Source organism: Amycolatopsis speibonae (assembly GCF_042647925.1).
Classification (GTDB): domain Bacteria; phylum Actinomycetota; class Actinomycetes; order Mycobacteriales; family Pseudonocardiaceae; genus Amycolatopsis; species Amycolatopsis speibonae.
In genome coordinates, this window is sequence record NZ_JBHRWK010000070.1 from 104949 (window position 1) to 128842 (window position 23894).

Genomic DNA, 23894 nt, shown 5'->3' on the forward strand with positions numbered 1-23894 from the left:
ACACAGTGTCCTTCCAAGACCACCGTTACCCGGGAACCCGCTCCACCCCCACCACCCACGCGTGACAAGCCGCGCGGGAGCATGTTCTCCTCGCTGAAGGTCCGCAACTACCGGCTCTTCTTCACCGGCCAGGTCATCTCGAACATCGGCACCTGGATGCAGCGCATCGCCCAGGACTGGCTGGTGTTCACCCTCAGCGGCAACGATCCGATCGCGCTCGGCATCGCGGTCGCCCTGCAGTTCACGCCGACGCTGTTCCTCTCGTTGTGGGCCGGGGTGCTGGCGGACAGGGTCGACAAGCGGCGGCTGCTGATCGGCATCCAGATCGTCGTGCTGGCGCAGGCGATCGTCCTCGGCGCGCTCGACCTGAGCGGGGTCGCGCAACTCTGGCACGTCTACCTCCTCTGCTTCACGCTCGGCTGCACGGCGTCACTGGAAGTGCCGGCGCGGCAGTCGTTCGTCGCCGAGATGGTCGGCAGGGACAAGGTCACCAACGCCGTCGCGCTCAACTCCTCGATCTTCAACATGGCCCGCATCGTCGGCCCGGCCATCGCGGGTTTCGCGATCACCTGGGTCGGCACGGGCTGGCTGTTCATGGCGAACGCGGTGAGCACGGGCGCCGTCATCACCGCGCTGGTGATGATGAACCCGGACAAGCTCTTCCGCGGCCCGGCCATCCCGCGCGAGAAGGGGCAGCTCGTCGAGGGGCTGCGGTACGTCCGTCGGCGCAGCGACCTGATGACCGTGATGGTGCTGGTGTTCTTCGTGAGCACGTTCGGCATCACGTACTTCACGTCGCTGCCGATCGTCGCCGCGAACGTCTTCCACACCAACGCCGACGGCTACGGCCTGCTGTCGACGCTGGTCGCCGTCGGCACCTTCACCGGCGCGCTGATGTCGGCCCGCCGCAACACCCGCGGCGGTCCTCGCGTGCGGCTGCTGCTGATCTCGGCGTTCCTGCTCGGCGCGTTCGAGGTCATCACCGCCTTCATGCCGACGTACCTGACCTTCGGCCTCGCGCTGATCCCGCTCGGCTACGCCACGATCACCTTCCTCAACACGGCGAACGCGCTGGTGCAGACCGCGGTCAGCCCGGAGATGCGCGGCCGTGTGATGGGTCTGTACGTGCTGGTGCTGATCGGTGGCAACCCCATCGGCGGCCCGATGACCGGCTGGATGGCCGATGCCTTCGGCGGCCGCTCGCCGTTCTACATCGGCGGTGCGATTTCCGCGCTCGCCGCGATAGTGTGCGCCGTAGTGCTGATCCGGCGCGGTGGGGTGAGCTTGCCGGTGCGGCGGTTCGGGAACGGGCTGCGCGTGCTGAAGAGGGAGCGAGTGTGAACGAACTCGGCGTCGAGCCGTCGGTGACCCGCTGGAACGACGGCGAGGCCCGGTTCCTGGACTGGACGATCGACGGTGTCGCGCTGCGCGACCTGGATCCCACCCAGCACCAGACGCCGTTGTTCCTGGACGACGGCAGGTGGCGTGAGGCCGCCGTCGCGACGCTGTCACGTCTGCTGGGTGACCTGCCCGGCGATTTCGACGACGGCCGGGTCGCGTTGCTGTTCTGCCCGCTGTGCGGTGACCTCGGCTGCGGTGGCTACAGCGTCGAGGTCGTCTTCGGCGACGAAGTGGTCGAGTGGCGGGATTACGGCTGGCAGTACGACTACGAGCCTTTCGACCCGGCTCAGGAGTTCGACTTCGCCGTGGTCCGTTTCGACAGGAAGGCGTATGAGACCCTTCTCCGCGACCTCCTGTCGAACTACCGCTCCTAGCGGCCGAACAGCGGCGGCACCATCTTTTCGGCGAGTCCCTGGAGATCGCCGGTGCCCGTGAACTTCAGCGTCTTCCCGTCCGGGTCGTCGGTGAGCTGCACGACGACGCCCCGTCCGTCGACCTGGGCGGGTCGCCCGGCGATGGTCGTGGTCGGGACGACGACCGCGGAATGCTCGCTGTAGTCCGCGGTCACCCCGTTCAGCTCGCATGAGGCGAAGAACGTCGGTTTCGCTTTGTCCGCCGGGGCGCCGAGCGCGCGGCCGAGTTCTCCGCACAACAGCCAGGACATCACCGGAAGCGGTTTGTCCTTGAGCGGCCCGGCTTCGACCTGCTGCGGCGCGATCTCGCCGTCTTCGCCGATTTTCGGCAACTTCGGACCGGGCGGCATCGCGCTCGCGATCAGCGCCTCGGCGAGTGCCTTCGCCTTGCCCTCGGCGTCGGGGGCCTTGGAGGTCCTGCTGCGGAAGGAGACGAGCAGCACCGGCGAGGCGCCGTTGTGCGGCGCGACCTCGACGAGTTCGACGCTCAGACTGGTGCCGTCCTTGTCGGTGGCGATGAGCGCGAGCTTGCCCGCGATGGTGGTCCTGACGGGCACGCCCCGGCTCGTGTCCTCGGGCAGCGCGGGGATCATCTGCGCGCTGACGTCGAGCTGCGCGGTGACCGCGTGACAGGCCCTGCCCGCCTCCCGGAGCGTGCGGCCGCCGAGGATCTCCTCCCAGCGTCGCTCCGGGATCACCTGGCACAGCACCTGCGCGCCGGTTTCGTCGGTCAGCGCGGCCACCATCTCGCCCGTCGGCATCGGGACCGGGCGGAGCGCGTTCGCGGCTTTGGTCGGCCAGACGTCGGGGAGCTTGCCTTCGGGCTCCTCGTTGCCGTTCAGCAGGGTGATCGCGACGAAGATGCCCACGCCGAACAGAAGCAGGACGCTGGTCAGCGCGCAGCCCGCCCAGATCCACATCGGACGGTCGGTCTTGCGCGCGATGGCGCGGTAGTCGTTCGGGGTGGCCACGGGGTGAAGCTAGCCCGTCAAAGGCCCGCTGTCCGGCGAAACGCCAACCCGATGGGTGGATCCGGAGGATGGGCCTTCGGGAGGGGTTGGGGTAGACCTCGATCAGCGCTGGTCAGTAAACCGGCGAAGTGGACCCGGCAGCCTTCCGGACGGTGGGTGGGCTCCCATGGCCTCCACGCTGCCAACACCAGGCGAGGGCATCCGGGACGGCGATAGCGTCTTCCGGCCCAGCTCCACGATCGACTCGTCGCTTTCCAGCACGAGCATTCGTGTCCCGGCGCTCGAGAGGTCCTCGACCAGCACGTCGCTCTCGTGGGGGAGGACAACGGACCGCAGGAGGGAACCGGATCGAAGTTCGTCCGGCGATGCTAGGAATCATGAGCAGCACAGCGTTCCGCAGCGTTCCCGGAGTGCCCAGGTGGGCGAAGTGGTCGGCGCACACCGTCGCCCTGGTGAACATCCCGTCCGGCATCTGGCGGCTCGGGCTGGCCGTGGGGATCCCGTTCGGGTTGGCCCAGTCCGAAATGGACGGTTTGAACACGCCCGGGTGGGGATCGATCTCCTTGGTGTTCCTTGCCTTGTTCTCCGAAGCTGTCGCCTTCCTGGCTCTCGGTCTCATCCAGCCGTGGGGCGAGACCTGGCCACGCTGGATCCCTTTCGTGGGCGGCAAATCCGTCTCCGCCCGCAAGGTCGTGATCACGTCCTCGCTCGGGGTACTGGCCACGACGGTCTACGCCGGGCTGTTCGTCTACACGACCTTCAACGCCGACATGGCGGGCGAGCCCTGGGCGGACTGGCTGATCGCCCTCGTCTACGTGCCGCTGCTGCTCTGGGGTCCGCTGCTCGCCGTCGTGACGTGGCACTACCACCGGCGCCGGGGTCGGGTGTCGTGAGTGGGGATGTGACGTCGTGTCCTTAAGGGCCCACGTTTGCCGCACCCCTCGATATCCGAATCCCCGCTCACGACCCCAGAAGCGGCGCCACCACCTTCTCCGCCACATCCCGCAGACCCGCCTTCGAACCCCCGCTCCACGAGAACTTCAGACCCTGCCCGGAACCGTTGTCCGTCAACAGAACGCTCACCTGACCGGGACTCTCCGCGGCAGGGCGGCCGGCCACCGGCTCACCGCGAAGTTCCGACAGGACGGCGGTGTGCTCGACCCGGACAGAGGAATCATCCGCCGCGGTGGCCGTGCACTTCCCGTCGAGGTACGGGTCCGCCGTGCCGGCGGGAAGCCCCATCGCGCGTTCGAGTTGCGTGCACAGCTTCCACGAGAGTTCGGGCAGCGGAGCGTCGAGGATGCCCGCGCCCGGCTCGACGGTCTTCCGTTCGATGACGTCCCGCTTGTCGGCGGCGGGCAGTTTCGGGCCGGGGGCGAAAGCGCCGTTCAGTATCGCCTCGGCCAGTCCGAGCAGCATGCCTTCGCTCCGGTCGTTCTGCGGAGGGACGCGTGTCCAGCTGGTCTCGATCCGGAGCACGCGCGCGCCGGAGTCCGCGAGCGTGACCTCCAAAAAGGACGGTGAGCCGCCCACGACGACCTTCGCCGGATGTCCGGCGACGGTCACTTCCTTGGGCGGGGCCAGCCCGGGCGATCCGGCCAAGCCGGTGCGGTTCAAGGAGACCCGCACCCAGCTGTCCAGGCCGACGGCGTGGCAGGACTCGCCGTGCTCGACCTCGCGCGCGACGTCGCCGCTCATCAGCTGGTTCCAGCGGTCCTCCGGGAGCGCCTGGCACAGCACCTGGGCCGCGGTCTCCTTCGGCAGCGCCAGCAGGGACTCGCCGGACGGCATCGGCACCGCGCGCAGCGGACGGCCGCTCGCCGTCGGCCACTCCTTGGGCAGTTCCTTCGGTCCGAGCCCTTCTTCGTAGGTGGGGATCTTCGCCATGCAACCCACGCTGAGCCCGGCGATCACGCACGCCACCAAAGTCCTGACACCCCATGTGGTCACGCGCGCACGCTAGCGGATCATCGCCGGTCAGGGGCGTGAATCGGCTACTTCCACCTGGCCGAGGGAGGCGGCTCCAAGGTCTCCCGCAGGTCCCCGCCGAGGGCGTTCGCGATGTCTTCGACGGTCCACGTGTCCCGTTCGAGGACGGGGTCCTTGATCGCGGTCTGCGCCAGGACGCACAGGATGTCGCCCCGGAACCGCAGGATCTGCCCGGTGACACCCGCGGAAAGATCGCTGAGCAGGTACGTCACCAGCGGGGCCACGCGTTCCGGGGTGTGCTCCGGGGTCTGGACGACGGTCGGGTCGGCGCGGGCCATCCGCGTCCAGGCCACCGGCGCGACGGCGTTGACCCGGATGCCGTGTTCGGTCAGATCGGCGGCCCAGGAGGCGGTCATGGAGGCGACGGCGCCTTTCGAGGCCGAGTACGCGGCCGCGCGGCGCTGGCCGATCATCGAGCCGGAGCCCACGTTCACGATCACGCCGCCGCCCCGCTCGCACATCACCTCGGCCGCCGCGGTCCCGCAGAACAGCGGGCCCAGCACGTTGACCTCGACCACCTCGCGCATCCGGGCCGGATCGTCCGCCCAGGGATCGGCGCGGTAGTTGACGCCGGCGTTGTTGACCAGGCCGTCGAGCGTGCCGAATTCGGTGACGCAGAGGCCGATCAGCCCGGCGGCCTGCGCGGCGTCGGCGACCGAGCCGCCGTGGGACACGGCGCGCCCGCCCAGCGCGCGGATCTCTCCCGCGACTTCGTCCGCGAGTCCCGCTTCGACGTCGTTCACCACGACAGCCGCGCCCTCCGCGGCCGCGTGGTGCGCGAAAGCCCTGCCCAGACCCTGGCCGGAGCCGGTGATCACCACGGCCTTGCCACTCAGAAGATCCATGGGACCAGTGTGCCGTCACCCGGAAGGGTGAGATCGGCGTCTCGCGGCCGTACCCCTTGCCCGAGTAGATGAGGTTAGGCTAACCTCATACATGTCCGCTTCGTGGTGGGAGCGGCAGTCAGTTCGGGAACGGACGAAGCCCCGCAACCGGGTCACCCCCGGAGGCGGGGCTTCGTTCATTCCGGGGGTTCATGGTCGATGACCCCGCCGATCCGGTCAAGGCCGTTCCGGCACCCGGGTGAGTTCGATCCCGAACTCCTTCCGGTAGGCGTCCAGGATCTCCTGATCACTCGAAAGCCTGGTCTCCTCGCGGACGCCGTGGGTCGTGACGATCAGCTTGTCACCCGACAGCGTGACCCGGCCGTGGCTGCCCGGCAGTGAACAGGCCGGCCCCCGCGTGAAATGCGAGTCCGGCGACGTCGCCTGCCAGAACGCCGTCGGGACGAACTCGGCCAGCGCCCGCGTCCGCGGCTCGATCCGGTACTGGGGCTTGCCGTCCAGGAGGACGTCGATGTCGCCGTAGGGCGCGTCGAGGAACAGGAACTCGCCGTCCGGGTCGGCCTGCGGCTCGGTAGCGGACAGCCGCAGCGGGAAGCGGCTGAACCGGCTGAAGCCGACGTCGGCCAGCCACGGCTCGTCCAGTTCGACGCGGATGGCCGCGTGGTCGAACGGCGGCCCGAGGGTGCCGTCCGGCCCGAACACCTTCGCCGCCTTCAGCTCGGCGTCGAAACCGAGCTCCCGCAGTAAGGCGGCGAAGAGCCCGTTGAGCTCGTAACAGAAGCCGCCGCGACGCCGCCGCACGATCTTGTCGAACAGCGCTTCGGTGTCCAGGACGATCGGCTCGCCGAGGTGGATGCTCAGATTCTCGAACGGGACCACCGCGAGGTGGCGTTCCTGCAGTACCCGCAGCGCGGCGACGTCCACGGTGGCGGGGCGGTCCAGTCCGAGGCGGTCGAGATATGCGGCGACGTCCATACGACCACCTTGACACCTCCACTTCGCTGGAGGTCAAGGAACGAAAAACGGGGCCCTCCCGGCAGGAGAGCCCCGATTCGTGGCGGGAAATCAGCCGAGCAGCAGGCCGTTGCCACCGGCGACGGCGTTGTCGAACCGCTTGGAGATCTCGGCCCAGTTGAAGATGTTCCACAGGGCTTCGACGTACTTCGGCTTCACGTTCTTGTAGTCCAGGTAGAACGCGTGCTCCCAGACGTCGACCAGCAGGATCGGCGTGGTCGGCAGGACCAGGTTGTTGTGGTGGTCGCGCAGCTGCTGGGTGATCAGCGTCTTGCCGATCGGGTCCCAGGAGAGCGCGGCCCAGCCGTTGCCCTGGATCGTGGTGGCGACCGCGGTGAACTGCGCCTTGAACTTGTCGAAGGAGCCGAACGCCTCGTCGATCGCGGAGGCCAGCTCGCCGGTCGGCTTGTCGCCGCCTTCCGGGGAGAGGATCTTCCACCACACGACGTGGTTGGCGTGCCCGGCCAGGTGGAACGCCAGCGTGGTCTGCAGGCCGACGATGTCACCGAAGTTGCCGGCGTCGCGGGCTTCGGCGATCTTGTCGAGCGTGTCGTTCGCGCCCTTGACGTAGGTCGCGTGGTGCTTGCTGTGGTGCAGCTCGTTGATCTCGCCAGAGATGTGCGGCGCCAGGGCGCTGTAGTCATAGTCGAGATCGGGGAGCACGTAGCGGGCCATCGGCCCTCCTTCTGTCTTCGACACAAGCTTCCAAGGACGAACTTAGTCGTCTTCACCCGTTTGCGGCGACCGGGGGCGCCGCGTTTCTCCCCAGGTGGAACGACCCGTTCGTAGCGGCTGTACCCGTTGAGGCCACCGCCTGAAACCCACCCTGCTAGCTCCAGTTAGCTGGAGGTCAAGGCGATGTGACGGCGGTCATCAAGCCAGATAGGGCAATCCCACCAGGTGATAAGAGGCGTCCACCCCGAGGAAGGCCAGCAAGGACATCGAAACCACCGTGTAGGTGATCCGCGCGGAAGCCCGCGGTGTGGGTCAGCAGGGAGAACAGGGTGACCGGACGGCCGGGGTAGGTTTCGGGGATCTTGAACGACTTCAGGTACGTGTTGACGTCGGCGTCCAGTGCCAGCTTGCCCTGTTCGACGAGCTGCATCGCGGCGGTCGCGGCGATCGACTTGCCGACCGAGTTGATCAGGAACCCGGTGCGCTCGGGGTCCACCTTCGCCTGGGTGTCCACCGAGGCCACGCCGTAGCCCGCCGAGAACACCGTCTTGCCGCCTTCGACGACGACCACGGCCGCGCCGGGGATGTGATGCTCGGCGAGGCTTCGCGGGATGATCTCGTCGAAGACCCCGGCGGCGGAAGCAGGTGTCGCCGCCTGGGCCGCGGGAGCCGCCAAGACTGTCGTGAGGGTCAACAGTGCGGCGGTGGCCGCGATCCGGAACATGCCTTGAAAACCAGGGATTTCCCCGGGGTGAAGGGATCCGGTGGGCCGCCGATCGCGGGGTGGGGTCAGCCCTACCTCGCCACCCGGGATGTCATGAAAGGGTCGTTCAGGACGAAAACCGTCCTGAACGACCCTTTCATGACACTTGCCGGACGGTGCGCCGGCCGAGATCAGGCGGCCCGGTACGAGTCCAGCTCGCTCGCCAGCTCGTCGAAGACCGCGATGTTGCACTCGAAGGCCGTGATCGCCTCCGCGATCAGCCGCGCGCGTTCGTCCTCGCTCCACGGCGCCGAGTTCAGCTGTTCGCGGTAGTTGTCCCGGAACTTGGGCGCGCTGCCCAGCTGGTCGAAGTGGTAGAACAGCGAGCCCGCCTCGCTCACGGCGTACTTGCGCTCCAGCAGCCGCCGGATGACCTGGCCGCCGGCGATGTCGCCGAGGTAGCGGGTGTAGTGGTGGGCGACGAACCCGCCGGACCAGTCCGACGCCTCGGCCACGCGCCGCGCGTAGCGCTCTGTCGAGGGCAGCGGGCGGACGGTCTCGCGCCACTTCGGGCCGATGAGGTGTTCGAGGTCGCGTTCGAGGCTCGGCAGCCGCCGCAGCTCCTCGAAGACGAACTTGCCCGCCACCGGGTCCTGCGCCAGCTTGTCGGCGGCGCGCTCGATGGCCTGGTAGATGAAGTAGTACTGGATGGCCAGCCGGGTGTACCCCTCGAGCGAGAGCTCGCCGCCGAGCAGCGCGTTCATGTACTCGGAGTGGTTGGCCCGCTCGTGGGCGGCCATGGTGGAGGCGCGCAGGTTCGCGGAGAACGGCCCGGATTCGACGTCGGTGGTCACCGGCATGGACAGAGCCTCCAAGCATCGATCTGACATGCTGTCAGAAAGATCGTAAGGCACAACTGCGGGTTAGGCTACCCTAATCTTCGGGGTTTTCCGCCATTCCGACCGCTCTGAGCACGAAACGGACGGCTCCCTCGATCGCGTCGTCCAGCCGTTCGGGTGGTACGTCGACCACCTGACGGCTGCCCAGCGCGGCGGTGATCATCGGGATCAGCACGTCGGGGTCCTCCTCCGGCACCCCCTCGGCGAGGATCTCGCGCAGCTGGCCGGTGATGGGGTCGGCGTGCGCGCTGATCCGCCGGTACGCCGCGGGAGCCAGCGCCGACGCGAGCGCGGTCCCCGGCGGCAGGTGGTACTCGGCCAGCACCCGCAGTTGCAGCCGGACGAACGTCGAGAGCTTCGCGACCGGGGTGTCGGCGGTCGCGACGGCCGCGGTCAGCCGTTCGACGTACCTCGTCGCCTCGTCCTCGACAAAGGCGACCAGCAGGCTTTCCTTGTCGGGGAAGTGGTTGTACATCGCCGTCCGGCCGAGGCCCGCTTCGGCGGCGACACCCGCGAGCGTGACCGCGTCGAACCCGCGCTCGTACAGCTGCCCGCGCAGGACGTCGAACACCCTGCTGCGGACCTCGCGCCGGTGCTCCTCCAGCGACCGGCCGATGATCTTGGGCACGAGCCACCTCCCTGGAAGGGAACCTTAGGCCTCCAGTGGCCAGGTGTGCACCGGCGTGTCGGTCGCCGACAGCTCCAGGTATCGGCCCAGCATCCGGTTCAGCGCGGTTTCCCGCTCGGCGCCGCGCTCCTCCGCGCGCAGGACGTACTCCCGCTGCCACGCCGAGCCGGTCCGCCTGGTGAGACACCGCTGCTCGATGACGCCCAGATAGCGCTCTCTCGCCTCGTCCGAAACATCCGATCGGCGTAACCCCTCGTGTGCCAGCGGCAGCAGGACCCGGAGCACCAGCTCGTCCGGCGGGATCCAGCCGATACCCGGCCAGTACAGCTGCGCGTCGAAACCCCGGCGCGCCCCCGCGTACATGTTCTCCTCGGCCGCCTGGAACGACATCTGTGTCCACACTGGACGGTCGGCTTCGGCGAGAGCCCTTTGAGCGCCGTAGAAGAAGGCCGCGTTCGCGACCATGTCGATGACGGTCGGGCCGGCGGGCAGCACCCGGTTCTCCACCCGCAGATGCGGCATGCCGTCGACGACGTCGTAGACCGGCCGGTTCCAGCGCCAGACGGTGCCGTTGTGCATCCGCAGTTCGGTGAGTTTCGGGGCCTGGCCGGAGTCGAGCGCTTCGATCGGGTCTTCCCGGTCGGTCTCGGGCAACAGGCCGGGAAAATACCGGACGTTCTCCTCGAACAGGTCGAAGATCGACGTGATCCAGCGCTCGCCGAACCACACCCTCGGCCGCACGCCCTGGTTCTTCAACTCCTCCGGGCGGGTGTCCGTGGCCTGCAGGAACAGCGGGATCCGCGTCTCGTGCCAGAGGGTCTTGCCGAGCAGGAACGGCGAGTTCGCGCCGACCGCGATCTGGACCCCGGCCAGCGCCTGCGCCGCGTTCCAATGCGCCGCGAACTCCTCCGGCGCGACCTGCAGATGCAGCTGGACCGAGGTGCAGGCGGCCTCGGGGAGGATCGATTCGGAGTAGCTGCGCAGCCGCTCGGGTTGTCTGCCGGGCAGGGGCGCGCCCTCCATCGAGAGCACCGTGCGCTCGCCGCGCGCGGCGAAGATCCGGTCGTTGAGCAGCGAATACCGCGCGTTGTTGGTGAGCCACTTCTGGTCGAAGTGCTCGTGCCGCAGCGTCGGAAGGATGCCGATCATCGCCAGCGAAGCGCCGGATTCCTCGGCCTTGCGCGCGGCGGCGCCCAGATACGCGCGGAGGTCGTCCTCCAGTTGCAGCGCGGACTCGCCGGCCAGCGGCCGTGGCGGCACGTTGAGTTCCAGGTTGTGCTGGCCGAGTTCGGTGGTGAACGACGGATCGTTCAACGCCTCCAGCACCGTCGTGTTCGTCATCGACGGGCGCAGCTCGGCGTCCACGAGATTGAGTTCGACTTCGAGCCCGATGTTCTTGCGGGGGAAGGAAAAGCTCCCGTCGGTGAGCATGCGGGCCAACGTGTCGAGACAACGCTGGACCTTTCGGCGATAACGTCCGCGATCTTGCGGTTCACAGGGGTCCGCCGAAAGATTCTTACCCATGTTCGTCGAGCTCCTCATTGGCCACGCTCCGCGGGATCCAGGCGGGACTGCCAGGCGGCCCAACGGTTTCACGCATCGCTGTCGCCCGGCTAGCGGCCAAACTGGTGCTCTCTGTCACCAGGGGTTAACTTACAGCAAAATACGCCCGTTCGTACCACCTCCCCGTGGACGTTCGGACGCAAACGGCCCGCAGTGGGTGGATGACACACTCTCCTGGTGGCTGAATTGATCACCATCGACGACTCCGGCGACCCGCGGCTCGACGACTTCCGCGACTTGTCCACAGCCGATCGGCGGCCCGACAGGCCGGGCGGGCGTGGCTTTGTGATCGCCGAAGGCACCGTCGTGGTCGAACGTCTTCTCAGGTCCCGGTATCCGGTCCGTGCCCTCCTCGGCGTGGAACGGCGGTTCCACGAATTGGGCGACGACCTGGACCGCGTCGACGTCCCCGGCTATGTGACCTCGGCCTCGACGATGGCCGACGTGGTCGGATTCCACCTGAATCGCGGCATCCTGGCCGTCGCCGACCGGCCCGTCCCACCGTCGACGGTCGAAGACGTCATCGACGGCGCCCGCGTGCTCGCGGTGCTCGAAGGCGTCGGTGACCACGAGAACCTCGGCTCGCTGTTCCGCAACGCGGCCGCGCTCGGCGTCGACGGGGTCCTGCTCGGCGCCGGATGCTCGGATCCGCTGTACCGGCGCAGCGTCCGCGTTTCGATGGGGCACGTGCTGCGCGTCCCGTTCGCCACGTTCGGCTCGTGGCCCGGCGACCTGGAACTGCTGCGGGAACGCGGTTTTCGTATCGCGGCCCTCACTCCTCGTGCGGATTCCGTTTCGCTGCGCCAGTTACGGGATCAAACACCGGAGAAGGTCGCGCTGATGCTGGGTGCCGAAGGCCCCGGCCTGACCGGCGAGGCCATCGCCGCCGCCGACATCGCGGTGCGGATCCCGATGCCGGAGGGCGTCGATTCGCTGAATGTCGCCACGGCGGGCGCGATCGCGTTCTACGAGACGCGTCCACCGCTATCGTGAGCACCCGAGCGATCACGAGGAGAACCCATGGAATTGCGGATCCGTGAGGGACGCGCGGTGCTGGCCGGGCCGGGCGGCGAAAGCGCGCGCGAGGTGGACCCGCACTCACTCGCGATCGGTTCGGACCTCGCCCAGGCGCTGCACGAGTGGGCGCGCGTCGCGTCCGCCGTCGGCGCCGCCCACCCCGGCGACCCCGGCACCGAGGCCGTGTCCGTGGTTTCCCAGCGAGGCCGCCAGCTTGCCCAGCGGGTCGCCGCCACGATGGGCACCTCGGTCCGGTTCGTCGACCCCGTCTCCGGTGACGGCGTCATCATCGACCCGCCCGCCCCCACGCCCCGCAGCGAACTCGCGCGGCGGCTTTTCGGCGCACCGGATCCCGCCGGGGAACCGACCCCGTGGTTGACCGGGCTGACCATCTCCGCGTTCGTCGCGGCCGTGGTCGTCGTGGCGATGCTGGCGCTCGCGAACACCCTCGCGCGCGAGACCAACGGCTGGCTGGCGCTGCTCGCGTCCGCCGTCGTGACAGCCGGGATCGCGCCGTCGCTGTGGCTGGCGCGGCGGGTGCCGATCGTGCGGTGGGCGTCCTTCGGCGCGGCCGTGGGGATCGTGATCGCGTGGATCGGCGTGCTGATCGTCGTCTTCTAGTCAGACGCGTTTGCGGAACTGGAGGATCGGCCCGCCCGCCTGCGTCGCCCTTTGCCCGTAAAACAGATAGCCGTGATACCCGGCTATCTGCATGACCAGGTCCGCGGAGATCTGATAGGACCGCAGCGCGAACTCCACCCGGGGGCTGCCGTCGAATTCCCGTGCGAGCCAGCCGATACGGCTGGTGCGCGGGAACAGGCTGGTGGTGAAAGCGGCAGGGATGGCGCAGACGACCGCCGCCAGGAACAGCAGTGAGGAAAGCGGGTCTTCGAATTCGTTCGGCCCTCCCACGAAGATCGCCGCGATGGCGAGCAGGACGAAGACCAGCACCGGCGCGATGTAGTTCAGCCAGGCGTAGCGGAACCCGGGCCCCGCCGGCGCCGGCAAGGGGAGCCGCGGTGGGGAGGGATCACGGCTGAGCAGGAGGACCCGGTCGTTCCGATCGACGAACTGCGCGGCGACCCGGAACCCCTCCGTTTCGGCGACTTCCACGACACGCCGGGCGGAGAGGTTCGCGTGCTTGAGGCTGACCCAGAGCCGGTCCGCGCCGCCGAGATGGTTGAGCAGCCAGCGTTCCCGGTCCTTGCCCGGCCTGTCGGGGCCGTCGAAGAGGGGTGCCGAAGGGATCTGGTGCGGCGCGTGCCGGAAACTGAGGCAGCCCTGGTGCATCGGCTGGATTTCCAGGTAGCCGCGGTCCCGGGCGATCCCGCGCACACTCGCCGGGTCGATCTGCCAGTGCATCGGCGACACGTGGGCGTACGGCGCCCCGGTGAACACCTCGAAACGCAACCGGACGGTGCGGGTGTACCGATCGTGCATGCGTATCCCCCCGGCACGAGGATACTGAGATCCATGGCCGGTGATCCGCTCATTTCACTCAGACGGCTGTGCCTCGCGCTGCCGGAGGCCACCGAGCGCCTCAGTCACGGCGAGCCGGCGTGGTTCGTCCGCGGCAAGAAGACGTTCGTCAAGTACGCCGACCACCACCATCACGACGACAAGGTCGCCTTCTGGTGCCCGGCGCCGTCCGGCGCGCAGGAAGAGCTGGTGGGCGCCGAGCCGGAGCGGTTCTTCCGGCCGCCGTACGTCGGGCACAGTGGCTGGATCGGGGTCCGGCTGGACGTCGACGTCGACTGGGCCGAGATCGAACGGATAGTCACCGACGCGTATTGCCTCGTCGCGCCGAAGTTCCTGATCGCGCAGGTCCCCGGACGCACGTAATGGCCCCTCCACCGGAAGGGGCCATTACGTGCGAATTCAACCTCGTTGCGATCGGACGCCCAAGAGGACGTCTTCCCAGGATGGAACGATGGGGTGGTTCTTCTTCCCCTTCGCCCGTGGAGCGGGTTCGGCCACTTCCTCCGGCTCGTCAGCCGGAAGCGGTGGTTCGACATCTTTTCCGGGCTCCGCGATCGGCGCGTCGATCACTTTCGCGATCGGCTCGTCCGGAGCACTGTCGAGGGTGGGCTGGACGGCCGGCTCCTTGGCCGGGTCCAGCGCCCGGACCGTGCGCGGGGCGCGGTAGGCGTTGGGGTTGAGCAGGACTTCGGCGTTTTCGTCGAGCGCCTGCACGGTGCCGCCGTGCGCGCCGGGCGCGAACGACCAGTGCGCGCGGTTGTCCGAACGGCCTGCCTTCCAGCTCAGCACGACGACCCACTTGCCGTCGTCGCCGCGCCAGGAATCCCAGGTCGCTTGGCTGTAGTCGTGGCCGCGGAGACCGAACGAGTGCGCCATGACCTCGCCGAGCGTCTGCACGTCGGGGCCGTCTTCGCGGATCGGGTGCGCGCGCTGGGCCAGTTCGGCGGTGCGCGAACGCTCGAGCAGGACCGGGTACGCGAACCGCTCGACGCGCTGCACCGTGACGCCAGCGCTGCTCGCGACCTGCTCCACGGACTCACCGGCCCGGATTCGTGCCTGGATCTCGCGTGGCCGCATTTGGCTCTCCAACTCGATCTCGATCTGGCCGAGGCGGGTGATGTCACCCCTCGCCGCCGCTCGCAACCTCTCGTCCGCGGGGAGCAGGAAGCGCGTGCGGCTCGCCGGGTCTTCGCACACGACGGATTTACCGTCCTCGTGCAGCCCGACCACCCGTAGCGCTCGCATTCTCGCCTCCCCGATTCTTCACCTTTGTGGGTGTCCACGTTAAAACGGCGCGTCGCCTTGACGTGTGAGGCGCGCCGATGTCATGTGTCCTGCTCACTATTTTGTTCATGACCGCAAGTGCATTCTGCTGGAGCAATCTGCGGCTCGCAGAGTGACTCGCCGGACACACACCGTCACGATCGGGGGAATCTAAGGCAGCCGCACCCGGACGACCAGTCCGCCGCCCCGGCCGCCGGGTTCCGCGCCCGCTGTACCGGCGTGCGCCGTCGCGATGGACCGGACGATCGACAGCCCGAGCCCGGCGTTGCGCGAGTCCCCGGTCCGGTCGCCCGAGAGCCGCCGGAACGGCTCGAACAGCGCGGGCACGGCGTCCAACGGCACCTGCGGACCGGTGTTGCGCACCACCAGCGCCGGATCGCCGCCGACGTCGATGTGGATCCAGCCGCCCTTGCGGTTGTAGGTGATGGCGTTGTGCACGAGGTTCGTGACCAGCCGTTCCAGCAGCACGGGGTCGCCGGACACCGTCCGCGGCCGCAGCCGCGACTCCACCGTGACGCCCGCTTCCTCGGCCATCGCCGACGCCGACCGGATCACCGTCGCCGCGACCTCGTCCAGCCGCACAGGGCTGCGCGCGGCCAGGCCGCGATCGCTGCGGGCGAGCACGAGCAGGCCCTCGATCATCCGTTCGCTGCGTTCGTTGGTGTAGATCAGGTGTTCGCCGAGTTTCCGGACCTCCGGGCTGACGTCGGGATCGGCCATCGCCACCTCGACCAGCGTGCGCTGCACGGCGAGGGGGGTCCGGAGCTCGTGGGAGGCGTTGGCGACGAAGCGTTTCTGGCTGTCGAACGACACGGCGAGCCTGTCGAGCATGCCGTCGAAGGTGTCCGCGAGTTCCTTGAGTTCGTCGTCGGGGCCGTCGAGGTCGATCCGGCGGTCGAGGTTCTCCACTTCGAGTTTCCGCGCGGTGGAGGTGATCGCGTGCAGCGGCCGCAGCACGCGGCTCGCCATCAGCCAGCCGAGCAGCACCGCGAGCGCGCCGGCGATCGTCAGCGCCACCAGCGATTGCCACAGCAGCGTCGACAGGACGTCCGAGCGGTATTCGGTGATCGAGGTCGCGACCAGCTGCGTCGCCTGGGCGCGCTCGACGGGCATGATGGTCGCCGTGTCCATCGGGTACGCCTCGGCACGCTGGACCGAGATGCCCGCGGCGGTGTCGGCGAAGGCGGCCGTGTCCGGCAGCTTCGAACTCACCAAAAGGTAGTTGACGATCAGCAACGCGAGGCCGACGATCAGGAACGCCCCGCCGTAGAGCGCCGTCAGCTTGGTGCGGACGGAGAGCCGGAGCGGTTTCACGACCCGAACCGGTACCCGGCGCCGGGCACGGTCTCGATCAGCGGCGGTTCGCCGAGTTTGCGCCGCAACGTCATCATCGCCACCCGGACGGCGTTCGTGAACGGGTCGGCGTGCTCGTCCCACGCCTTCTCCAGCAGTTCTTCCGCGCTGACCACGGTCCCTTCGGCGCGCATCAACACCTCCAGTACCGCGAATTCCTTGGGGGACAAGGGAAGGAACCGGCCGTCACGCGACGCCTGGTGCCGGGGCAGGTCGAGGACGACACCACCGCGCTCCAGCACCGGCGGCAGCGCAGGCCGCGCGCGCCGCGACAGCGCCTGCACCCTCGCGACGAGTTCGGCGAACGCGAACGGCTTCGTCAGGTAGTCGTCGGCGCCGAGGCCGAGCCCGGCGACCCGGTCGTTGACGTCGGCGGCGGCCGTCAACATCAGGACCCGCGCCTCGCCGCCCGTCTTCAGTACCGCGGCGCAGACCTCGTCGCCGTGCACGACGGGGAGGTCCCTGTCGAGCACGACGACGTCGTAGCCGTGCACCCCCACCCGGTCCAGGGCCTGCGCGCCGTCGTAGCAGACGTCGACGGCCATGGAGAACCGTCGCAGGCCCTCGGCGATCGTGTCCGCCAGGAGCCGCTCGTCTTCCACTACCAGCACTCTCACCGGGCCAGTCTGCCCCGGAGGGGGGTAAGCGCGGGATAAGCGTGGATCAGCCGACCGGGTGGCGTGCTTGGAGCCGGAACTCGCGTGCTTGGAGCCGGAACTCATGTGATCCGGCTCCAAGCACGCGAGTTACGGCTGGAGACATGCGAGCTCCGGCTCCAAGCACGCCGTTATCCGGCCGGGTGCAACTGCCGCGCCGGGATCACCTGCTGGCGAGTGTTCGGACTGGACCACAGCAGTTTCATCGACGCCTCACCGCCGCGTTCGGTCTGTTCGAGCCGGATCGCGTACGACCTCCCGGCGACCAGGTCCAGAGTCGCTTTGTCGATACTCGGCCCGTGCGGTGTGGTGTTGTCGATCAGGAGTTTCCCGTCGACCCACAGTCGCACGGTGTCGTCCGAAACCGTGGTGAACGTGTACTTCCCGGTGTCCCGCGCGGTGACCCGGCCACTCCAGCGCGACGAGAAGCTCTCCGCCGGGATCTTCGCGTCGGGGGAGCCGGTGAACTTCCAGTTGTGGTTCACGCCCGGCTCGACCCGGCGCACCGACGGCGTCCCGGTGAAGTCCGCGTTCGGCCAGTACTCGGCGGTCAGCCCGGTGCCGCGTCCGGCGGGTGCCTGCGGCAGGGGGTCGACGCTCAGCTCGATGACGGTCGCGACGTCGTTCGTCCGGCCGCCCGACGGCGTGAGTTTCACGCTTCCGGACGTCTGCTCGACCTTCACGCGTTGTCCGCTACCGAGCACCCGCGCGTCGCGGACTCGGAATGGCGCCAATGCGTCGAGTGTCAGTGAACCGCCCGAAGCGGGCCAATCGAACACCGACGCGTAAAGCTTGTTGTCACGCCTGCTGACCACGCCCCACTGAGGTTCCGCGACGAGGCCCGGCGCGCCCGCACCGTAGACGGCGGAGGACTGCTTGGCCGTCCGCAGCCACTGTCCCATCTGCTTCAGCCTGTCGACGGATTCCTGCGGCACCCGGCCGTTGCGATCGGGGCCGACGTTGAGCAGGAAATTGCCGCTGCGGCCGGCGATCGAGAGCAGTTTCCTGGTCAGATCCGCCGCGGACTTCCAGTTGTGGTCCCATTCGGTGTAGCCCCAGCTGCCGTTGAGGGTCATGCACGATTCCCACAGCTGCCCGTCGACAGGTTTGTCCGGGATCTCCTGTTCGGGCGTTCCCGTGTCGCCGTCGACCACCCGGCGTTTGCCGACGCGGTTGTTGACCACAATGGACGGATCGAGGCTCCGGACGTAGGCCTCCAGCTCCTCGCCGTCCTTTTCGGACCAAGGATTGTTCGGCCGGTCGGTGCTCCATTCGCCGTCGAACCACAGCACCGCCGGGTGGTAGTTGTCGACGAGTTCCTTGAGCTGGGCGTACATCCGCTCCTTGTACTTCGGGAACGTCGCCGGATCCGGGAAGTCGGGATCGTGCCAATCCCAGATCGAGTAGTAGAAGCCGAGTTTGACGTCCCGCGCGGCCGTGGCGCGTTTCAGTTCGGCGAGGATGTCGCGGTTCTTGTCGAACGACGAATGGTCGCGGAGGTTGAATTTGTTGACCTTCGTCGGCCACATCGCGTAACCCTCGTGGTGTTTCGAGGTGATCACCACGTACTTCTGCCCGGCGTCCTTGGCGGTCTGCGCGATGGCGTTCGCGTCGAAGCCGGACGGGTTGAACTTCGCGGCCATCTGTTCGTATTCGGCACGCGGGATCTGACAGTTCCGCTGGATCCATTCGGCGTCCTGGCAAACGCTTCCATCAGGGCGGATGTACTTCCCCTGCAGCTGGGAGTACGCGCCGAAATGGATGAACTGGCCGAACCGGTCGTCGCGCCACCAGCGCGTCCGGTCGGCGGTGAACGGGTCGTCGTAGGCATGATCCGACGGGAGTGGCGCGGCCTCCGTGGCAGCGGGCAGGACGCCCAGTGCGGTGGTCGCGATGACGAGGGCCGCCAGGGCCCGGAGTGGCTTGCGGCGATTCATGCACTCCTCCTCGCTGAGGTGTGGACGTCGAGGACTCTAAGAAGCCAGAGATCCGATGTGAACCTCCGAAAGGCGCGTCAGGTCGCTAGTTCACCCGGAAAGAGGCTGGATACATCCGATCTCTGTTCCGCTGACTGGGACGGTAAGCGCTGCATAAGCGACTTCGCTTACCGCGCCGGAATCGCCGCCTCCGTAGAAATCGGGTCGCCAAGACGACCGAAGGAGCAGCGATGCGGAAACGACCGATGGCGGTACTGATCGCCGGAGCGGTCCTCGCGCTGGCCGGCTGCGGTGGTGGCGGGGACGGCGGCGACAAGGTCGCCTCGATCTCGTCGCCGCCAGCCGCCGGTGCGGGCGACGGGAAACAGGCCGACAACGTGTCCGATGAGGACAAGATGCGCAACTTCGCGAAGTGCATGCGCGAACACGGGATCAACATGCCGGATCCCAAGACCAACGGTGACTCGCAGGGCACCATCTCCATCGACGCGGGCGACGCCCGGCTCGACGAGAACAAGATGAAGGTCGCGGACGAGGCGTGCCGCAAGCTGCTACCGAACGGCGGCGAGATCAAGCCGCCCACGCCGGAAGAACTCGACAAGATGCGCAAGGAAGCCAAGTGCATGCGCGACCACGGCATCGACTTCCCGGACCCCGAGCCCGCGGGCAAGGGCGGCGCCGCCATCGCGCTGGGTGACGCGGGCGGCGACCCGAAGAAGTTCGAAGAAGCGGCGAAGGCCTGTGGTCTCGGCATGAGCATGAGGGCGGCCCCGGCGAAATGAGCGGACACGAAGGACCCGGCGGCGCCCGGCGTTCGCGCCGGGCGCGCTGGTTCATCATCGCGGCGGTCCTCGTCGTCGTGGCCGGGACGATGTCGGTGGTCGTGCTGACCAGGGTCACGTCGGAGGCGCAGCAGGTCGGGCAGGCACCGCCGCCGGTCGAGACCGCGAAGGTCGAGAAGGCCGACCTGCAGGAGGAGGAAGAGGCGAACGGAACACTCGGCTACGGCGCGGAAAACGCCCTCGCCGGCCGGAAACAGGGCACCATCACGTCCCTGCCGGACCCGGGCGCCGTGCTCACGCGCGGCAAGGCGGTCTACGGCGTCGACGCCAAACCGGTCTCGTTGTTCTACGGCACGCTGCCGTTCTTCCGTGACCTCGCGGACGGGGCCACGGACGGACCGGACGTCAAGCAGCTGGAAGAGAACCTGAAGGCGCTCGGTTTCGGCGGGTTCGGCACGCCCGACAAGAAGTTCACCTCGGCCACCGCCGCCGCGATCAAGAAGTGGCAGAAGTCGCTGGGGGTCGAGCAGACCGGTGCCTTCGGCCAGGGCGACGTCGTCCTCGCGCCGGGCGAGATCCGGGTTTCGCAGCTCGCCGCGCAGCTCGGCGGTCCCGGCGGCGGCGACCTGCTGAAGTACACCGGCACCGAGCGTCTCGTCGAGGTCAAGCTCGACGCCGCCAAGCAGGCCATCGCCAAGGCGGGGGACAAGGTCGGGGTCGACATCACCGGCGGCAAGTCCACCGACGGCGTGATCACCGAGGTCGGCAAGGTCGCCGAGAACGGCAAGGACGGCGCCGGGCAGGACGACGGCAAACCGAAGATCAAGGTCAAGATCAAGCTGGACGATCCGGCCGCGGCGGGGTCGCTCGATTCGACGCCGGTCTCGGTGCGGTTCACCAAGGAAGTCCACAGTGGAGTGCTGGCGGTCCCGGTCGGGGCGCTGCTCGCGCTCGCCGAGGGCGGCTACGCCGTCGAGGTCGACGAAGGCGGCAAACGGCGCCTCGTCGCGGTGAAGACCGGTCTGTTCTCCGGTGGCCGCGTCGAAGTCACCGGCACCGGCCTCGCCGCCGGGATGCGGGTGGTGACGACGTCATGACCCCGGTGCTGGCCGTGCGCAACGCCTCGCGCACCTATCCCGGCGGCGTGCGCGCCCTGCACGAAGTGACCCTGTCCATCGAGGACAGGGAGATGGTCGCCATCCTCGGGCCGTCCGGTTCCGGCAAGTCCACGCTCCTGCAGCTGATGGGCACGCTGGACCGGCCGACCAACGGTGTCATCGAACTGCGCGGGCACGACGTGGCGAAACTGCCCGACCGCAAGCTTTCCGCGTTGCGGTCGCGGTGGATCGGCTTCGTGTTCCAGCAGTTCTTCCTCAGTGAGGGGGTGAGCGCGGTCGACAACGTCGCGACGGGGCTGCTGTACGCGGGGGTGCCGCGGCGGAAACGGCACGAGCGGGCGCTGGCCGCGCTCGACAGGGTCGGCCTCGCGCATCGGGCGAGTCATTTCCCGAGCGAGCTCTCCGGCGGGGAACGGCAGCGGGTGGCGATCGCGAGGGCGGTCGTCAACTCGCCGTCGATCCTGCTGGCCGACGAGCCGACGGGGAACCTCGACACGGGCAACGGCGCGGCGATCCTCAACCTGCTCGCCACGTTGAGTTCGCAGGGGACGACGGTCGTGATCATCACGCACGACCGGGAGATCGCGGCGGGCATCCCGCGGCGGATCGAGCTGCGGGACGGCCGGATCCGGCTCGACACCGGGACGGGGGTGCTGGTGTGAGCGCGCCCGTGCTCGACAGGACGCCGGATCCGGCCCGGCTCGGCCCGCGTGACGTGCTGACCCTCGGCGCGCACGGGATGCGGACGCGGCCGATGCGCGCGGTGCTGTCCGCGCTCGGCATCGGGATCGGGATCGCCGCGATGGTGGCGGTGCTCGCGATCCCGGCGTCGGGCGCGAAGGCGTTGCAAGACCAGCTGGCCGCGCTCGGCACCAACCTGCTTTCGGCGGGGCCGGGCAAGACGATGTTCGGCAGCGACGCGACCTTGCCCGACAGCGCGGTGCCGATGGCGAAGCGGATCGCCCCGGTGACGGCGGCGTCCGCGACCGGCGCCACCGGGGCGTCCGTCCGGCGGACGGACAAGATCGACAAGGACGAGACGTCCGGACTGTCGGTCTTCGCGGCGACGCCGGAGCTGCTCGACGTCATCGGCGGCGCCGTTCGCGACGGCCGGTTCCTGCGGGGCGCGACCCGTGACTACCCGGTCGTCGTGCTGGGTTCGGTCGCGGCCGCACGGCTCGGGATCGACCACATCGACCAGGCGAAACCGCCGCAGGTGTTCATCGGCGGCAAGTGGTTCACCGTGGGCGGGATCCTCGGGCCGACGCCGCTGGCGCCCGAGATCGAGCGCTCGGCGCTGGTCGGCTGGGACGCGGCTGTGCGGCTGCTCGGCTTCAAGGGGCATCCGACCAACGTGTACGTGCGGGCGAAGGACGCGCAGGTCGAGAACGTCCGATCGGTGCTCGCGCAGACGATGAACCCGGAGGCGCCGAACGAGGTCGAGGTGCGTCGTCCGTCGGAGGCGCTGGAGGCGCAGAAGCTGACGGAGAACACCTACAGCGCGCTGTTCCTCGGGCTCGGCGGGGTGGCGTTGCTGGTCGGCGGCGTCGGGGTGGCCAACACGATGGTGATCTCGGTGCTGGAGCGGCGCCGGGAGATCGGCCTCCGCCGCGCGCTCGGGGCGACGAAACGGCAGGTGAGAGGCCAGTTCTTGGCCGAGTCGGTGCTGTTGTCGGGGCTCGGCGGGATCGCCGGGGTGCTGGTCGGCGTCCTCGTGACGTCCGGATACGCGCTGAGCCAGGGCTGGCCTGCGGTGCTCCCCGTCGGCGCCCTGCTCGGCGGGGTCGGGGTCTCGGCGCTGGTCGGTGCCGTCGCCGGTGCCTATCCGGCGATGCGCGCGGCCCGGCTCCCACCGACCCAGGCCCTCGCCTGACCATGCAATTCGGCACCTGGTTGCGAAAGTGCGCATCGCGTACTACCGCAACCAGGTGCCGAATTGCGAGGTAGCGGTGGGTAGCCTCGCCGGGTGCTGGTGGGATTGTCGGGGCGGAAACTCGCGGGGGCGCTGATCGCGCTCGAAGTCGTCGTGGTCGGCGTGCTGTTCACGATGAAGGTGTTCGACGGCCAGGACCTCGAGGTCTACGTCGGCGGCTCCCGGCTGCTCCTGGACTCCGGCGATCCGTACGGCACGTGGGTGCAGACCCACGGGGGCTGGCTGCCCTTCACCTACACGCCGTTCGCGGCGGCGGTGTTCACGCCCGGCACGCTGCTGTCCACGGCACTCGCGACGAGACTGCTCGGGCTCGCGTCGATCATCGCGGGCGGGATCGTCGTGTACCTCTTCGTCGCGACGCTCAACGGCTCGCTCACCGACCGTTCCGCGGTACGGGGTCGCGCGATCGCCGTACTGGCGGCGATCGGGGCACAGGCCGCCGGCGGGATCATGGAGCCTGTCCGCTCGACGCTCGGCTTCGGCCAGATCAACACCCTGCTGATGCTGATGGTCGTGCTCGACGCCCTGCTGCCGGGCCGCGCCCGCACGAAGGGACTGTTGATCGGCGTCGCCGCGGCGATCAAGCTGACCCCGGCGTTCTTCATCCTGTTCTTCTTGTTCCGCAAGGACTTCCGCTCCTCGGCCCGGGTCGTCGCCGGATTCCTCGGTGCGGGTCTGCTGATGTTCGCGGTCGCGCCCGGCGCGTCGGCGAAGTTCTGGACGAACGTCCTCTTCGACACCAGCCGCATCGGCGATCGCGGCTACGTCGGCAACCAGTCGCTGCGCGGGATGCTCGCGCGGTTCGGGCTCGGCTCGGCCGAGGAGATCGTCTGGATGCTCGCCGCGGTCGCGGTGGTCGCGCTGACCGCGTTCGTGATCGTGCGCGTCGCGGAACCGGTGTTCGCGCTGACCACCTGCGCGATCGGCGGCCTGCTGGTCTCGCCGGTGACCTGGACACACCACTGGATCTGGTGCGTACCGATCCTCGTGCTGCTGATCTGGCGGCGGTCGGTCGTTTCGTACGCGCTCGCTGTCGTCACCGCGGCGCTGTTCGTGATCGCGCCGATGTGGCTCGCGCCGCGGCCCGCCGGGAGCTTCGGCTGGTGGCTGGCGACGGAATCCTTTGTCCTGTACGGCCTTCTGCTCCTGGCGCTGGCCGCGATCTTCCATAAATCCGTGAAGGCCTCCTTCCCTACGCTCAAGGTAGGGAAGGAGGCCTTCACGGAAAGCTAGC

The 23894-nt window shown here is 68.6% G+C and carries 25 protein-coding genes; 11 read left to right on the forward strand and 14 right to left on the reverse strand.

The features are described 5' to 3' along the window. Nucleotides 1-81: 81 nt before the first annotated feature. Nucleotides 82-1341 carry an MFS transporter gene (locus ACFOSH_RS35115; RefSeq protein WP_378244422.1) on the forward strand — a complete coding sequence of 420 codons (1260 nt, stop codon included), beginning with the start codon at nt 82-84 and terminating at the stop codon, nt 1339-1341. Continuing rightward, entirely contained in the window at nt 1338-1775 is a 438-nt protein-coding gene (locus ACFOSH_RS35120) for a hypothetical protein (protein ID WP_378244424.1), read from the forward strand. Before ACFOSH_RS35115 ends, ACFOSH_RS35120 begins: the two co-directional genes overlap by 4 nt. Here ACFOSH_RS35120 and ACFOSH_RS35125 read toward each other — a convergent pair. Next, nucleotides 1772-2785 (reverse strand): hypothetical protein, encoded by a 1014-nt coding sequence (locus ACFOSH_RS35125; RefSeq protein ID WP_378244426.1) that lies wholly within the window; start codon nt 2783-2785, stop codon nt 1772-1774. The two genes, ACFOSH_RS35120 and ACFOSH_RS35125, sit on opposite strands and share 4 nt — an antisense overlap. 377 nt (nt 2786-3162) lie before the next feature. On the opposite strand from ACFOSH_RS35125, the gene ACFOSH_RS35130 reads away from it, so the two are divergent. Next, nucleotides 3163-3678, forward strand: coding sequence for a hypothetical protein (locus ACFOSH_RS35130; RefSeq protein WP_378244428.1), 516 nt, complete (start codon nt 3163-3165; stop codon nt 3676-3678). Nucleotides 3679-3745: 67 nt separating this feature from the next. Here ACFOSH_RS35130 and ACFOSH_RS35135 read toward each other — a convergent pair whose 3' ends face one another. From ACFOSH_RS35135 to ACFOSH_RS35170, 8 genes are all read right to left on the reverse strand, one after another. Then, the gene (locus ACFOSH_RS35135; protein WP_378244430.1) at nt 3746-4735 is read right to left on the reverse strand and encodes a hypothetical protein; all 990 of its coding nucleotides are present in this window, start codon (nt 4733-4735) and stop codon (nt 3746-3748) included. Between the two features lie 44 nt (nt 4736-4779). After that, nucleotides 4780-5619 (reverse strand): SDR family NAD(P)-dependent oxidoreductase, encoded by an 840-nt coding sequence (locus ACFOSH_RS35140; RefSeq protein ID WP_378244432.1) that lies wholly within the window; start codon nt 5617-5619, stop codon nt 4780-4782. A gap of 216 nt (nt 5620-5835) precedes the next feature. Beyond that, nucleotides 5836-6594, reverse strand: coding sequence for an arylamine N-acetyltransferase family protein (locus ACFOSH_RS35145; protein WP_378244434.1), 759 nt, complete (start codon nt 6592-6594; stop codon nt 5836-5838). A 90-nt stretch (nt 6595-6684) separates the two neighbouring features. Continuing rightward, nucleotides 6685-7308 (reverse strand): superoxide dismutase, encoded by a 624-nt coding sequence (locus ACFOSH_RS35150; RefSeq protein ID WP_020631814.1) that lies wholly within the window; start codon nt 7306-7308, stop codon nt 6685-6687. A 175-nt stretch (nt 7309-7483) separates the two neighbouring features. Next, on the reverse strand, nt 7484-8032 hold the full coding sequence (locus ACFOSH_RS35155; RefSeq protein ID WP_378244436.1) for a serine hydrolase domain-containing protein: 549 nt from the start codon (nt 8030-8032) through the stop codon (nt 7484-7486). A 170-nt stretch (nt 8033-8202) separates the two neighbouring features. Then, nucleotides 8203-8871, reverse strand: coding sequence for a biliverdin-producing heme oxygenase (locus ACFOSH_RS35160; RefSeq protein WP_378244438.1), 669 nt, complete (start codon nt 8869-8871; stop codon nt 8203-8205). Between the two features lie 73 nt (nt 8872-8944). Further along, nucleotides 8945-9538: a TetR/AcrR family transcriptional regulator gene (locus ACFOSH_RS35165; RefSeq protein ID WP_378244440.1), complete on the reverse strand. Its 594-nt coding sequence runs from the start codon at nt 9536-9538 to the stop codon at nt 8945-8947. A 24-nt stretch (nt 9539-9562) separates the two neighbouring features. Next, nucleotides 9563-11062 carry a glutamate-cysteine ligase family protein gene (locus ACFOSH_RS35170; RefSeq protein ID WP_378244442.1) on the reverse strand — a complete coding sequence of 500 codons (1500 nt, stop codon included), beginning with the start codon at nt 11060-11062 and terminating at the stop codon, nt 9563-9565. Nucleotides 11063-11278: 216 nt separating this feature from the next. Between ACFOSH_RS35170 and ACFOSH_RS35175 the strand changes: the two genes are divergently transcribed. After that, nucleotides 11279-12094 carry a TrmH family RNA methyltransferase gene (locus ACFOSH_RS35175; RefSeq protein ID WP_378244444.1) on the forward strand — a complete coding sequence of 272 codons (816 nt, stop codon included), beginning with the start codon at nt 11279-11281 and terminating at the stop codon, nt 12092-12094. A 27-nt stretch (nt 12095-12121) separates the two neighbouring features. Continuing rightward, nucleotides 12122-12739, forward strand: coding sequence for a DUF2537 domain-containing protein (locus tag ACFOSH_RS35180; RefSeq protein WP_378244446.1), 618 nt, complete (start codon nt 12122-12124; stop codon nt 12737-12739). On the opposite strand, the gene ACFOSH_RS35185 is transcribed toward ACFOSH_RS35180, so the two are convergent. Then, nucleotides 12740-13558, reverse strand: a complete 819-nt coding sequence (locus ACFOSH_RS35185) for a hypothetical protein (protein WP_378244448.1) — start codon at nt 13556-13558, stop codon at nt 12740-12742. Nucleotides 13559-13591: 33 nt separating this feature from the next. Between ACFOSH_RS35185 and ACFOSH_RS35190 the strand changes: the two genes are divergently transcribed. Beyond that, nucleotides 13592-13960, forward strand: coding sequence for an MmcQ/YjbR family DNA-binding protein (locus ACFOSH_RS35190; protein ID WP_378244450.1), 369 nt, complete (start codon nt 13592-13594; stop codon nt 13958-13960). Between the two features lie 36 nt (nt 13961-13996). On the opposite strand, the gene sepH is transcribed toward ACFOSH_RS35190, so the two are convergent. From sepH to ACFOSH_RS35210, 4 genes are all read right to left on the reverse strand, one after another. Then, on the reverse strand, nt 13997-14842 hold the full coding sequence (gene sepH / locus ACFOSH_RS35195) for a septation protein SepH (RefSeq protein WP_378244452.1): 846 nt from the start codon (nt 14840-14842) through the stop codon (nt 13997-13999). Between the two features lie 189 nt (nt 14843-15031). Continuing rightward, nucleotides 15032-16195, reverse strand: a complete 1164-nt coding sequence (locus ACFOSH_RS35200; RefSeq protein WP_378244454.1) for an ATP-binding protein — start codon at nt 16193-16195, stop codon at nt 15032-15034. Next, the gene (locus tag ACFOSH_RS35205; RefSeq protein WP_378244456.1) at nt 16192-16851 is read right to left on the reverse strand and encodes a response regulator transcription factor; all 660 of its coding nucleotides are present in this window, start codon (nt 16849-16851) and stop codon (nt 16192-16194) included. Before ACFOSH_RS35205 ends, ACFOSH_RS35200 begins: the two co-directional genes overlap by 4 nt. 170 nt (nt 16852-17021) lie before the next feature. Next, a complete protein-coding gene (locus tag ACFOSH_RS35210) occupies nt 17022-18827 on the reverse strand; it encodes an alpha-L-fucosidase (protein WP_378244458.1) in 1806 nt (601 codons plus the stop codon). A 230-nt stretch (nt 18828-19057) separates the two neighbouring features. On the opposite strand from ACFOSH_RS35210, the gene ACFOSH_RS35215 reads away from it, so the two are divergent. From ACFOSH_RS35215 to ACFOSH_RS35235, 5 genes are all read left to right on the forward strand, one after another. Next, nucleotides 19058-19609, forward strand: a complete 552-nt coding sequence (locus tag ACFOSH_RS35215) for a hypothetical protein (RefSeq protein ID WP_378244460.1) — start codon at nt 19058-19060, stop codon at nt 19607-19609. Beyond that, nucleotides 19606-20706, forward strand: a complete 1101-nt coding sequence (locus tag ACFOSH_RS35220) for a peptidoglycan-binding protein (protein WP_378244462.1) — start codon at nt 19606-19608, stop codon at nt 20704-20706. Before ACFOSH_RS35215 ends, ACFOSH_RS35220 begins: the two co-directional genes overlap by 4 nt. Then, nucleotides 20703-21389, forward strand: coding sequence for an ABC transporter ATP-binding protein (locus ACFOSH_RS35225; protein WP_378244464.1), 687 nt, complete (start codon nt 20703-20705; stop codon nt 21387-21389). Before ACFOSH_RS35220 ends, ACFOSH_RS35225 begins: the two co-directional genes overlap by 4 nt. After that, nucleotides 21386-22600, forward strand: a complete 1215-nt coding sequence (locus ACFOSH_RS35230) for an ABC transporter permease (protein ID WP_378244466.1) — start codon at nt 21386-21388, stop codon at nt 22598-22600. Before ACFOSH_RS35225 ends, ACFOSH_RS35230 begins: the two co-directional genes overlap by 4 nt. Before the next feature lie 93 nt (nt 22601-22693). Further along, nucleotides 22694-23893, forward strand: coding sequence for a glycosyltransferase 87 family protein (locus ACFOSH_RS35235; protein ID WP_378244468.1), 1200 nt, complete (start codon nt 22694-22696; stop codon nt 23891-23893). The last annotated feature ends 1 nt before the right edge of the window (nt 23894 follow it).